Raw genomic sequence first — 12164 nt, 5'->3', positions numbered from 1 at the left:
CGGCGGTTCAGCTTCTAGCGTCATCGGTGTGACCGATACCGTGACGCCCGATACCGGGAACTGGCGGCAATTGTTGGGCACCCGGTATCTGGGGGCGTCCACCGTGTTGGCCGGCGGCGTGCTGCTGTACGCCACCAACGAGTTCCTGACGATCAGCCTGCTGCCCAGTGCGGTGGCCGAGATCGGTGGGCAGCGGTTCTACGCCTGGGTGACGACGGTGTACCTGGTCGCCTCGGTGATCGCCGCCACCACCGTCCACTCGCTGCTGATGCGGCTCGGTCCACGGCAGGCATATCTGTTGGGGCTCACGGTGTTCGGTGCCGGAAGCCTGGGTTGCGCGCTGGCCCCGAGCATGGAGGTGCTGCTCGTCGGGCGCACGGTGCAGGGGTTCGCCGGCGGATTACTGGCCGGCCTGGGTTATGCGGTCATCAATACCGCGCTCCCGAATACGTTGTGGACCAAGGCATCTGCACTGGTGTCGGCGATGTGGGGTGTCGGCACCCTGATCGGACCGGCGGCGGGCGGGCTGTTCGCACAGTTCGGGCACTGGCGGTGGGCTTTCGGGGTGTTGGTGATCCTGGCGGTTGCGATGGCGGCACTCGTGCCCGTCGCGCTGCCGGCCCGTGGCGCGGCCGCGGCCCCGGCGCCGGGAATTCCCGTGCGGTCGCTGGCACTGCTGGGCGCTGCGGCCATGGCGGTCAGTGTGGCGGGGATTCCACACGATTGGCGGCCCACGGCAGCTCTGCTGGTTCTCGGGCTGGCACTCGTGGCCGGGTTCCTGTTCGTGGACCGCCGCGCCCGGGCATCGGTGTTGCCGCCCAGCACATTCGGGCCGGGCCCACTCAAGTGGATCTACCTGAGTCTCGGGGTGCTGATGGCGGCGACCATGGTCGACATGTACGTGCCGCTGTTCGGTCAACGGTTGGGACACCTGACGCCCGTGGTGGCGGGGTTCTTCGGCGCGGTGTTGTCGGTGGGCTGGACCGCGGGGGAGATCGTCAGTGCATCGCTGCAGAACCGGCGGACGATCACACGCACCGTGGCGTTCGCGCCCATCGTGATGGCGGTCGGATTGGCGGGCGGTGCGTTGTTGATCCGGGACGGGATGTCGCCGTGGTTGGTGGTGGTGTGGGCAGTGGCGCTCGTGGTCACCGGTGCCGGTATCGGTATCGCCTGGCCCCACCTGTCCGCATGGGCGATGGGCAGCGTCGACGATCCGGTCGAAGGCCCCGCCGCGGCGGCGGCGATCAACACCGTGCAGCTCATCTGCGGCGCGTTCGGTGCTGGGCTGGCCGGAGTCGTCGTCAACCTCAGCGATACGGCGGACGCGGCCGCAGCGCGGTGGCTGTTCGCCGGGTTCGCGGTGCTGGCCGTGCTCGGGGCTTTCGCCTCGTTCCGGTCCGGTCGGCGCTAGTCGCAGCGCGAGCGTGCGCGTCTGTTCGCCGACACGCGGCCCAGTACCAACATTTTCCGCACCCTCGCGCGCGATGAGTTCCTCCGGCGCCACGAGTCTCACTCGTATACGACCGATACGAGGAGTGATTCGATGCCGCTGACACCCAATGCCTACCCAGATGTCGTCACCCGGGACGAGTGGCGCCAGGCGCGCAAGAAACTGCTGGCCGCCGAGCGCGAGGTGACGCACCTGCGCGACGCGGTCAACGCTCAACGGCGCCGGCTGCCGATGGTCAAGGTGGAGAAGGACTACGCGTTCGAGGGGCCGGACGGTGCCGTGCGCCTCGTCGACATGTTCGAGGGGCGCAGCCAGCTCTACATCCACCACTTCATGTGGATCGACGCGATCGATGCGGGGTGTCCCAGTTGCACCGCCGCGGCTGATCTCACCTTCACCGCACAGGACCGAGAACTGTTGCACGGCAAGGATGTCACGTTCGCCTGTGTTTCCCGGGCACCGTATGCCAGCATCGCGGCGTACCGGGACGCGCACGGCTGGACGTTCCCGTGGTACTCGTCGCGCGATGGCGACTTCACCTACGACTTCCATGTGACGCTCGACCCGGCCCGGGCGCCGATCGAATACAACTACAAGTCCGTCAACGAGCTCCACGATGCCGGCTTCGCCGACGAAGACCTCCGGGGCGACTGGCCGGGCGCCAGTGTCTTCCTACGCCGCGACGACGAGGTCTTCCACACCTACTCCGCCTTCGCGCGCGGACTCGACCACAGCGCAGTGGGCTACCCGTTCCTCGACCTCACCCCGTACGGACGGCAGGAACCGTGGGAGGACTCGCCGGCCGGGTGGCCCCAGGGCGGGGCCGTGGTCGGCAGGCCGGTGGGGGACGCCGACAGTTAGGGATCATTGAGATCGAAACTATGGGCGGCTACCTGCGCGGCTGGCACAGTAACCAATCGACGCGGGTGTGGCTGAGTGGTCAGGCACCGGCCTGCAAAGCCGTTTACACGGGTTCGAATCCCGTCACTCGCTCGAGCGTCGGAGGCCCCTGTGGAGAAATCTGCAGGGGCCCTCTCGGCACCCCACTGCAAACAGCAACACGCCGCATCGAATAATGCTGCGGTGCCCATGCTGCCCCTTGCCGATGTCCTGTCCACGCTCGACCTGGTCGAGTCGGGTGACGGCATGTTCGTCGCCGAACAGCGGGACAACCCCTCCCATCACATCGTGGGTGGGCATATCGCCGCCCAGGCGCTCATGGCAGCCAGTCGGACGGTTCCGGGCCGATTGCCGCACAGCCTGCACGTGTATCTGCTGCGGGCCGGGGATGCCCGGCATCCGGTGCAGATGGAGGTGAACAACCTGCGCGACGGCGGATCGCTGTCCACCCGCCGGGTCATCGGGCGCCAAGGCGATGAGGTGTTGCTGGAAGCGCTCGTCTCGTTCAGCGTGGACATGGACGCCGCGGACTACCAGCAATCCGCGCCGGAGGTGCCAGATCCCGAGACCCTGCCCCCGGTGGAGGAGCAGTTGCAGGCGTTCGCCGATGAGGCCGGAGGGTACTGGGTGCGTCCGCAGTGGATCGAGCGGCGTTACATCGACGCGCCGCCGCGGCTGGCGATCGATCTGCCGGAACCACCGGAGCGCACCCGGATGTGGTGGCGTCCTGCCGCACCGGTCACCGATGATCCGATCGTCAACAGCTGTCTGCTGACGTACTTTTCGGGTACGGCGTTGCTTGATGCCACGGTGACGATGCGGCGTGCGACTCAGGTGACGGTCTTCTCGGCGCTGATCGACCTGGCCATCTGGTTCCACCGTCCGGCCGATCTGACGGATTGGGTACTGGCCGACCAGGTTTCACCCAGCGGCATCAACGGGCGCGGGCTGGGCAGCGCCACGCTGTACAACCGGGCGGGGCAACTGGTGTGTTCGACAACGCAGGAGATGTACTTCGGCCGGGCCAGACGCGATTGACTCACCGGATGGATTTGACCACCTGGGCGAAGTTGAACTGCCAGCGTTCGACGATGTGGAAACCCATGCTTTCGGGCACCTGATAGGCCGGAGCGCGGTCCAACCGCGCCCCCGGTTGAAGCTTCGGTCCGCTCTGTCGGATGGGCACCGAAGGGTCGCGTTCGGACACGGTCCACAAGACCGTGCACCGGCGCACCTCGTTTGCGACGCCCCAGATCCCGAGGTGCGCATCCCACAACCGATTTCGTTTCCAGGCCGGGGTACCGCGACCGGGGTCGACGAGGTCGGCGTACGCGGCCGGCCGGGCGGCGGTGAGGGGGCGGATGGGGCCCGGCTTCCATGAGGTCGTGTTGTCCAAGATCAGGCAGTCGCCGGGGGATGAGTGTGCCGAGATGACGTCTGCGACCTGGCTGAAATCCATGCCTTCCTTGGCGTAAGGGCCGCGTTGCACCGTGATGTAGTTCGGTGTCGCGGTCAGGGCGAACACCGCCAATACGGCAGTGATCCATTCCCGGCTGCGGGCCACCGCGACCACACAGATTGCCAGCAGCAGTGCCATTGCCGGTGCGGTGAAACAGAGGTAACGCGGGTAGTAAAGCGGTTGGGAAACAGCCGAATACACCAGAAGCACCGCTGTCGGTGCGAGCACCCACATCGCGGCGACAAGCACGAGCTGCCGGGCGCCGGCATCGGTGGGCCGTAGCCGTCTCACCAACAAGGGTGCACTGAGCACGGCCGCCGCCAGTAGCGCGAAGGCCAGGCTGTGGTCGAAGTACTGCTCCATGAGGACTTCGCCGACCGTATGTAGGCCCAATGGTGAGATCCAGCCGACCTGGAAGCTCTGCGAACGGCACCACGAGATGAAGGGAACCACCATCAGGACGGCGGCCGCGGTGGCCACAGCCCAGCCGGCTCTGTTGCGACGGCGGTCGCAGAGCATCATGACGGCCACGGCATGTGGGATCACCATCAGAACCACGAAGATGTTCAGCACGGCCGAAATCGCCAGTAGCGCACCGTATGACACCCACAACGCGGTACGATCGCGCCGGAGCGCGAAGATGAGCAGAACCGTCAGCCACACCGCCGCCAGCGTCGACCACGAATAGGACCGAGCCTCGATGCCGGCCCACGTGACTCTGGGCAATATCGCGAAAATAACTCCCGCACAGACCGATACCGTCCGACTGCCGAGCTGCCGGCCTAGAACGACCACTCCGCCCGCCGCGCCGCCGACGGCGAGACAGCTGGAGAACCGGGACCAGAACTCTGTTGCCGGGAAAACGGTGAACCAGCCGTGCATGCCGAGGTAGTACAGGCCGTGCACGGCGTCGATGTGGCCGATCAGGTCCCAGAGCTGGGAAACCGATCGGGTTGCCGCCGATATGGTGGCGGCCTCGTCGAACCACAGTGAGGGCCGGGCAGCCCCTGCTGCGCTCAGCACAATGGCGAACGCGGCCACCGCCAGAGCGTCGAATCGGATGTCTCGATCGACGCGCCTGCCCGCGCCGTCGGCACGCTCATTCAGCGATAGATCCACGTCAGCGACCGTGTCACCCCCTCAACCGATGCCAAAGATTAGCCTGGGGCACCCGACTCGCTCTCTCCGACAGTGCTATTGCCCACCGTGTCGAGCGGCGCACCGATAGATGAGCTGGATCACTACGGTGGTGAATCGTCCTGGCGGCAACCCCGATTCGATCCGCGTCGACTACGTCACGGTCGGCACCGAAATTGTGGTTCCGAGGGTTAACATCAGGGCCGATTCGCCGTTCCGGGACCGAAATATGGGTTCAGTTGTCGGCTGTCCGTGTGGGTGTCGTGATTCGCCCCCCTGGTCAGCGGACGACGGGTTACTGTCTCGGGTGGCGTTGCAACTGACAGTGGGAGGGTATTGATGAGCGCGTATCGAACCGTGGTGGTCGGCACGGACGGATCTGATTCGTCATTGCGTGCAGTCGACCGCGCCGGTCAGATTGCCGCCGGCTCGAATGCCAAGCTGATCGTGGCGACCGCCTACTTCCCCCAGAGCGAAGATCAGCGTGCCGCTGATGTGCTCAAGGACGAGGGCTACAAGATGGCGGGCAATGCACCGATCTACGCCATCCTCCGCGAGGCGACCGATCGTGCGAAATCCGCCGGCGCCACCGACATCGAGGAGCGGCCGGTTGTCGGCGCTCCGGTCGATGCGCTCGTCGAGCTCGCCGAGGACGTCCAGGCGGATCTGCTGGTGGTCGGCAACGTCGGCTTGAGCACGATCGCCGGCCGTCTGCTGGGCTCGGTGCCGGCGAACGTGGCACGCCGGTCCAAGACCGACGTGCTCATCGTCCACACCAGCTGAGCCGCACCGGCAGACGACTACCAACCGCGCTCGCGCCACTCCCCGAGATGGGGACGTTCGGCGCCGAGCGTGGTGTCGTCTCCGTGGCCGGGGTACACCACTGTGCGGTCGTCGTAGACGTCGAACACCTTGGCGCTCACATCACCCAGTAGCCGCTCGAAGTCACCGGGCTGCCAGGTCTTACCGACCCCGCCCGGAAACAGGCAGTCGCCGGTGAACAGGTGGGTCACGCCGTCCGGTGACTTGAGGGCCAGCGCAACCGACCCCTCGGTGTGACCCTGTAGATGGATCACGTCGAACGTGAGGTCGCCGATCGTGATGGTGTCGCCGTCGGCCAGGATCCGATCGGGCGTCACGGGCAGTGGCTCGGCGTCCAGGGAGTGTGCGGCCGTCGGCGCTCCGGTGACCTCTGCCACAGCTTCCAGCGCCTGCCAGTGGTCGAAATGCTGGTGGCTGGTGACGATCAGGGACAGCTTGGGTGTCTGCTGTTTGATCACGTCGAGCAGCACATCGGCGTCGTTTGCGGCGTCGATCAGCAGTGTGTCACCGGTGGAATTGCAGGTCACGAGGTAGGCGTTGTTGTCCATCGGGCCCACCGACACCTTGATGATCGAGGCGTTCGGCAGGGCGCGCCGGGCGGCGGTGCCGGGCTCCTGGTGTCCGGTGTAGGTGTCGTCAACCGCGATGTGAGGGCTGGTCATAGCGCCACCGTATCCGGCTTGTCGGTGGGCGCACATAGCATGGGCGTGAAGTCTGTCGTGGGAAAGGAAACGCGTGGCTGACCGCCTTATTGTCAAGGGTGCCCGCGAGCACAATCTGCGAGGAGTCGACCTCGATCTGCCGCGCGATGCGCTGATCGTGTTCACCGGCCTGTCCGGGTCCGGCAAGTCCTCGCTGGCCTTCGACACCATCTTCGCCGAGGGGCAGCGCCGCTACGTCGAGTCCCTGTCGGCATACGCCCGGCAGTTCCTCGGACAGATGGACAAGCCGGATGTCGACTTCATCGAGGGCCTGTCGCCTGCGGTGTCGATCGATCAGAAGTCGACCAACCGCAACCCTCGCTCGACCGTGGGCACCATCACCGAGGTCTACGACTATCTGCGTCTGCTGTACGCCCGCGCGGGCACCCCGCACTGCCCGGTGTGTGGTGAGCGCATCGCCCGTCAGACCCCACAGCAGATCGTGGATCAGGTGCTGGCCATGGACGAGGGCCTGCGGTTCCAGGTGCTGGCCCCGGTGGTACGCACCCGCAAGGGTGAGTTCGTCGACCTGTTCGAGAAGCTCAACACTCAGGGTTACAGCCGGGTGCGGGTGGACGGCGTGGTGCATCCGCTGACCGATCCGCCCAAGCTCAAGAAGCAGGAAAAGCACGACATCGAGGTGGTCATCGACCGGTTGACGGTCAAGGCCAGCTCCAAGCAGCGGCTCACCGATTCGGTGGAGACCGCGCTGAACCTGGCCGACGGCATCGTGGTGCTCGAGTTCGTCGACCGTGAGGACGACCATCCGCATCGCGAACAACGGTTCTCCGAGAAACTGGCGTGCCCCAACGGCCACCCGCTGGCCGTCGACGATCTGGAACCCCGGTCGTTCTCGTTCAACTCTCCCTACGGCGCCTGCCCGGAATGCACGGGCCTGGGAATCCGCAAAGAGGTCGACCCCGAACTGGTCGTCCCCGATCCGGACCTGACGCTGGCCGGCGGCGCCATCGCGCCGTGGGCCGTGGGGCAGAGTGCCGAGTACTTCACCCGGATGCTGTCCGGATTGGGCGATCAACTCGGGTTCGACGTCGACACCCCGTGGAAGAAGCTTCCCGCCAAGGCGCGCAAGGCCATTCTCGAAGGGTCTGATCACCAGGTCCACGTCCGATACAAGAACCGCTACGGCCGCACCCGGTCCTACTATGCGGACTTCGAAGGCGTGATGGCCTTCCTGGCGCGGCGCATGGAGCAGACCGACTCGGAGCAGATGAAGGAACGCTACGAGGGCTTCATGCGTGACATCCCGTGCCCCGAGTGCAACGGCACGCGGCTCAAGCCCGAGATTCTCGCGGTGACGATGGCCGCGGGGGAGTTCGGCGCGAAGTCCATCGCCGAGGTGGCCGAGCTGTCGATCGCGGACTGCGCCGAATTCCTCAACGCACTGACGCTCGGGCATCGCGAGCAGGCCATCGCCGGGCAGGTGCTGAAGGAGATCCAGTCGCGGCTCGGGTTCCTGCTCGACGTCGGCCTGGACTACCTGTCGCTGTCGCGGGCTGCCGCCACGCTGTCCGGTGGTGAGGCGCAACGTATCCGGCTGGCCACCCAGATCGGCTCCGGGCTGGTGGGTGTGCTCTACGTGCTCGACGAGCCGTCCATCGGCCTGCACCAGCGTGACAATCGCAGGCTGATCGACACCCTGGTCCGGTTGCGTGAGCTGGGCAATACCCTCATCGTCGTCGAACACGATCTGGACACCATCGCGCACGCCGACTGGGTGGTCGACATCGGCCCGGCCGCGGGTGAGCACGGTGGCCGGATCGTGCACAGCGGAACGTATGCGGACCTGTTGACCAACCCCGAATCCCTTACCGGCGCTTATCTTTCCGGCAAAGAGAGCATCGAGGTCCCGGCCATCCGCCGGCCCACCGACAAGCGTCGTCAGGTCACGGTCGTCGGGGCCCGGGAGAACAATCTCAGGGAGATCGACGTCGCCTTCCCGCTCGGCGTGCTCACGTCGGTGACCGGAGTCTCCGGCTCGGGCAAGTCGACCCTGGTCAACGACATCCTGGCCTCGGTGATGGCCAACAAGCTCAACGGTGCCCGGCAGGTGCCCGGCAGGCACACCAGAGTCAACGGCCTTGATCAACTCGACAAGCTGGTCCGCGTCGACCAGTCACCTATCGGCCGCACGCCGCGGTCCAATGCGGCCACTTACACCGGGGTGTTCGACAAGATCCGGTCGCTGTTCGCCGCCACCACCGAGGCCAAGGTCCGCGGCTATCAGCCCGGGCGGTTCTCGTTCAACGTCAAGGGCGGCCGCTGTGAGGCCTGCTCGGGTGACGGCACCATCAAGATCGAGATGAACTTCCTGCCCGATGTGTATGTGCCGTGCGAAGTATGTCAGGGCGCCCGGTACAACCGGGAAACCCTCGAGGTGCATTACAAGGGCAAGACCATCGCCGAGGTGCTGGACATGTCGATCGAGGATGCCACCGAGTTCTTCGAGCCGATCAGTTCGATCCACCGCTACCTCAAGACCCTCGTCGACGTCGGCCTGGGTTACGTGCGCCTGGGGCAACCGGCACCGACGTTGTCCGGCGGCGAGGCGCAACGCGTCAAGCTCGCGGCGGAATTGCAGAAGCGGTCCACCGGGCGCACCGTCTATATCCTCGACGAGCCGACCACCGGTCTGCACTTCGAGGACATCCGCAAGCTGCTCAAGGTGATCAACGGCCTTGTCGACAAGGGTAATACGGTGATCGTCATCGAGCACAACCTCGACGTGATCAAGACCTCGGACTGGATCGTGGACATGGGGCCCGAGGGCGGCGCCGGGGGCGGCACGGTTGTCGCGCAGGGTACGCCCGAGGCCGTGGCGGCCAACCCCGACAGCTATACCGGGCAGTTCCTTGCCGAGTTGATCGATGTACCCGCGCCGAAAACCAAGCGGCGCAAGGTCAGCGCCTGACGGTCAGTGCACGGTGTGGTAGCTCTGGAACGCGAACCAGTGCGGGCCAAGGCGTTTCGCCCAGCCGATGACGTAATCGCCGGCTGACTTGTGTTGGGTCTGCGGTGCGCTGCCGTCGGCGCTGTAAGCGAAGCCGTTCCAGCCGTTCTGGCCGTCGCGATAGGTGAAGTCGACGAAGTTGTCGGCCGGGCGCGCGATGTACTCGATGGGGTAGCCGGCGATATGGCCGGGATGTTTGCCGAAGTTGGCGTCCGCATCGAAGGCCAGTAGAGCGCGATCGAATGACGGCTGCGCCATTCGCCAATGCAGTTGCAGTGGGACGTTTGTGCAGACCAGCACGATGCCTGCGATTACCAACGCCGGACTCGCCAGTATCAGCGCCCGGTCGCACCGTCCGGTCTTGCGTCGCAGTGCGATGCCCAAGGCGCACGAGATGACGAACAGCGGAACCAGAGTCAATGCCGCGAAATAGAAGATGTCCGATGGTTCGCCGGGAAAACTCGACCCGTAGACAAGGCTGATGACGGCGCATCCGGTCATGGCCACCAGCCCCCAACTCGCGAATCGCATCATGAGCGCTTGGTCAGTGGTGAGGGGAACCGGGGATTGGCGCGGGCGCCGGCCAGCCATTCGGTCAGCGCATCGGCGCGCTGTTGCAATGCGCGAGTGCCGTCGCGCCCGATCTCTTCCAGAAGATGGACTTGGACGCGGCCGTCAGCGTCCTGACTCCAGCCGCCGACGATTCGGCCGTTCCACCAGGCCGTGGGCCCGCCGTTGCCGTTGGTGTCGAAGACCTGGCTGCGGTGAGCGCCGAGGTACCAGTCGCGGTCGAACCACCCCATCGTGGTGACGTCCAGTCCCGGGAGCAGGGCCGCCCAGGGCTCGGCATCCGGCTCGATGTCGAGGTCGTCGGGCAGTACATAACCCACGGCACCGGGCGCGCCTTCTAAGTCCACTTCGACGGCGCCGGTATCCCGCAAGGCGTGGCGGGCCCAGGTCAGGGTGTTGCCGAACCACCATTTGATGTCGGCGACGGTGGCCGGGCCGAACGTCCGTAGCCAGGTCCGCACGAGCTCGGTGCGCGCATGGTCCGGGTCGGCGGTCGGCACCGGTGCCCCGAGCCAGTCGGAGGTGACCGTCCAGCGCGGCCGTGAGTTGTTCCAGCCACTGTCGTTGGGGCCGCGCACTATGTCACCCCGCACGCCGAGCACTGTCAAAACCCTTGGAGAAAGCGGTGTTTCGCCACCCCAGCGCTTTCCGGGCGCCGGGTCGTGACTCCCGGCGAGTTCGGGCAGAGCGCTGCGCAATTGGGCCGCGGGCGTAGGTCCATGTTCGCGCAGGTGGGCCAGGACCGCCTGGCATGCCGTGTCCAGCCATTGGGCGCCGTCGGCGGCCACACCGGCCTTCTCCACATCGCCGACGAGTTTGCGGTGCTCGTTGCCGGCCACCCGGTCGCTGGCCCCGGCCTGGACCAGTGGCAGGTCCTCGGCGCGCACGATCCACAGTGTGCGCCGCATCGCGAGGTGTTTGAGCACGGTGCGCCGCTGGTACAGCTCCTTGTCCAGATCGTCGATGGTGAAGCCGGGCAGCCGGGCGAACAGGGACAGGTAGGGGGTCGAGGGGTCAGTCGCGTGCAGGCCGACGAAGGCGCGCGTGGTGTCGTCGATGGAGGACCCCGGTCGGCACAAGAAATGGCGCCGGGCCAGCCGGGCCCGGCGCTCGGCGGGTGTGAACGATCGCACGGGTCAGGCGTCGTCCTGCTTGTCCATGGACTCACGGATCTGCCGCAAGCGTTCGGCTGCCGCCTTCTGGCGCTTCTCGTACTGCTCCTCGATGGACCGGCCCTCAGGTGTCTCGGCGTCCAGTTCGGACGCTCCGAGCGCGGTGCCGTAGCGGGTCTCGATCTTCTCGCGGACCGCATCGAAGGTCGGCACCCCGGCTGAGGTGTAGCCCGGGTCCGCCGGCCCGGAAACCGGTCCCGGGACGGGCCGCGGCGCAGAACCCGTGGCCGGAGCCGGGGGAACCACCTCGCCCTCGATGGTGGCGGGCTCCTCGGCTGCTGCGGATTCTTCGGATCGGTCCGGCTGCGATGGGTCCGTCATGCACCCCACGTTACCTGCGGGAACCGACATTTCTTGGGATCGGTAGCACTTGGGCCCGCCAAGACTTCGGGACACGACGGAGCCATCGGGGCAACGTGAAACGAAGGAGAAGACGCAATGGCCATGAATCGAGTTATCGCCGGCGCCATGGGACTGCTCGCGACCGGTGCGGTGCTGGTGGGCTGCTCGAACGACAAGCCTGCCGACAAACCCGCGGACAAGCCGGCCGCGTCGGCGACCGACACCAAGGTCAGCTCCGGGAGCAACACCCAGGTCAAGGTCGACGGTTCGGACCTGGCGGGCCTCGACCTGAACTCGGTCACCTGTGTGAAACAGGGCGGCAAGATCAACGTGGCCAGCGCCGCCGTCGGCGGCCAGCAGGGCCTGGGCGTGGTGATGACCGACGAGGCCGCGCCGAAGGTCGAGTCGCTGGGCCTGGTCTACGACGGCAGCGCGTTGGCGGTCAGCGAGGCCATGGGCGTCAAGGTCGGTTCGGCCGAGGTCAAGGTCGACGGGGACACCTACACCATCACCGGTGAAGCGTCGGGTGCCGACATGAAGAACCCGATGGCCGGGATGATCAACAAGCCGTTCACCATCACGGTGTCCTGCAGCTGATCTCCCGACATGGCGGGCGTGCCTGGCGGACCTCCTGCCGGGT

General features: G+C 66.3%; 11 protein-coding genes and 1 tRNA gene. 7 read left to right on the top strand and 5 right to left on the bottom strand.

Annotated features, from left to right (window positions below):
• Positions 1-28 precede the first annotated feature (28 nt).
• From ACZYZF_RS12750 to ACZYZF_RS12735, 4 genes are all read left to right on the top strand, one after another.
• Entirely contained in the window at positions 29-1414 is a 1386-nt protein-coding gene (locus ACZYZF_RS12750; RefSeq protein WP_463835916.1) for an MFS transporter, read from the top strand.
• A gap of 132 nt (positions 1415-1546) precedes the next feature.
• Positions 1547-2314, top strand: coding sequence for a DUF899 domain-containing protein (locus ACZYZF_RS12745; protein ID WP_463835914.1), 768 nt, complete (start codon positions 1547-1549; stop codon positions 2312-2314).
• Between the two features lie 61 nt (positions 2315-2375).
• Positions 2376-2446 (top strand) — tRNA-Cys (locus ACZYZF_RS12740).
• A 96-nt stretch (positions 2447-2542) separates the two neighbouring features.
• Positions 2543-3391: an acyl-CoA thioesterase gene (locus ACZYZF_RS12735; protein ID WP_463746927.1), complete on the top strand. Its 849-nt coding sequence runs from the start codon at positions 2543-2545 to the stop codon at positions 3389-3391.
• Position 3392: 1 nt separating this feature from the next.
• Here the strand turns inward: ACZYZF_RS12735 and ACZYZF_RS12730 are convergent, their stop codons facing one another.
• Positions 3393-4931 carry a glycosyltransferase family 39 protein gene (locus ACZYZF_RS12730; protein WP_463746867.1) on the bottom strand — a complete coding sequence of 513 codons (1539 nt, stop codon included), beginning with the start codon at positions 4929-4931 and terminating at the stop codon, positions 3393-3395.
• A 357-nt stretch (positions 4932-5288) separates the two neighbouring features.
• Between ACZYZF_RS12730 and ACZYZF_RS12725 the strand changes: the two genes are divergently transcribed.
• Complete coding sequence (locus ACZYZF_RS12725; protein WP_463746868.1) at positions 5289-5732, top strand: universal stress protein; 444 nt, start codon at positions 5289-5291, stop codon at positions 5730-5732.
• Positions 5733-5749: 17 nt separating this feature from the next.
• On the opposite strand, the gene ACZYZF_RS12720 is transcribed toward ACZYZF_RS12725, so the two are convergent.
• Positions 5750-6433 (bottom strand): MBL fold metallo-hydrolase, encoded by a 684-nt coding sequence (locus ACZYZF_RS12720; RefSeq protein WP_463835912.1) that lies wholly within the window; start codon positions 6431-6433, stop codon positions 5750-5752.
• 73 nt (positions 6434-6506) lie between these two features.
• Between ACZYZF_RS12720 and uvrA the strand changes: the two genes are divergently transcribed.
• Complete coding sequence (gene uvrA / locus ACZYZF_RS12715; RefSeq protein ID WP_463746870.1) at positions 6507-9401, top strand: excinuclease ABC subunit UvrA; 2895 nt, start codon at positions 6507-6509, stop codon at positions 9399-9401.
• Positions 9402-9404: 3 nt separating this feature from the next.
• Here uvrA and ACZYZF_RS12710 read toward each other — a convergent pair whose 3' ends face one another.
• Genes ACZYZF_RS12710 through ACZYZF_RS12700 form a run of 3 tightly spaced genes read right to left on the bottom strand, consistent with a single transcriptional unit; the run spans position 9405 to position 11440 of the window.
• On the bottom strand, positions 9405-9974 hold the full coding sequence (locus ACZYZF_RS12710) for a hypothetical protein (protein WP_463835911.1): 570 nt from the start codon (positions 9972-9974) through the stop codon (positions 9405-9407).
• Positions 9971-11143 (bottom strand): winged helix DNA-binding domain-containing protein, encoded by a 1173-nt coding sequence (locus tag ACZYZF_RS12705; protein ID WP_463835910.1) that lies wholly within the window; start codon positions 11141-11143, stop codon positions 9971-9973. Before ACZYZF_RS12705 ends, ACZYZF_RS12710 begins: the two co-directional genes overlap by 4 nt.
• Before the next feature lie 3 nt (positions 11144-11146).
• Entirely contained in the window at positions 11147-11440 is a 294-nt protein-coding gene (locus ACZYZF_RS12700) for a hypothetical protein (RefSeq protein ID WP_463836164.1), read from the bottom strand.
• A gap of 186 nt (positions 11441-11626) precedes the next feature.
• On the opposite strand from ACZYZF_RS12700, the gene ACZYZF_RS12695 reads away from it, so the two are divergent.
• The gene (locus ACZYZF_RS12695; RefSeq protein ID WP_463746929.1) at positions 11627-12121 is read left to right on the top strand and encodes a lipoprotein LpqH; all 495 of its coding nucleotides are present in this window, start codon (positions 11627-11629) and stop codon (positions 12119-12121) included.
• Positions 12122-12164: the final 43 nt, after the last annotated feature.

It is taken from the genome of Mycobacterium sp. IDUB_24, assembly GCF_055419385.1.
This window is presented reverse-complemented; position numbering and strand designations above follow the sequence as displayed.

Coding starts and splice junctions, on each gene's coding strand:
- ACZYZF_RS12745 (WP_463835914.1), top strand. CDS start 1,547: ATGCCGCTGACACCCAATGCCTACCCAGATGTCGTCACCCGGGACGAG.
- ACZYZF_RS12735 (WP_463746927.1), top strand. CDS start 2,543: ATGCTGCCCCTTGCCGATGTCCTGTCCACGCTCGACCTGGTCGAGTCG.
- ACZYZF_RS12725 (WP_463746868.1), top strand. CDS start 5,289: ATGAGCGCGTATCGAACCGTGGTGGTCGGCACGGACGGATCTGATTCG.
- ACZYZF_RS12720 (WP_463835912.1), bottom strand. CDS start 6,433: ATGACCAGCCCTCACATCGCGGTTGACGACACCTACACCGGACACCAG.
- ACZYZF_RS12710 (WP_463835911.1), bottom strand. CDS start 9,974: ATGATGCGATTCGCGAGTTGGGGGCTGGTGGCCATGACCGGATGCGCC.
- ACZYZF_RS12695 (WP_463746929.1), top strand. CDS start 11,627: ATGAATCGAGTTATCGCCGGCGCCATGGGACTGCTCGCGACCGGTGCG.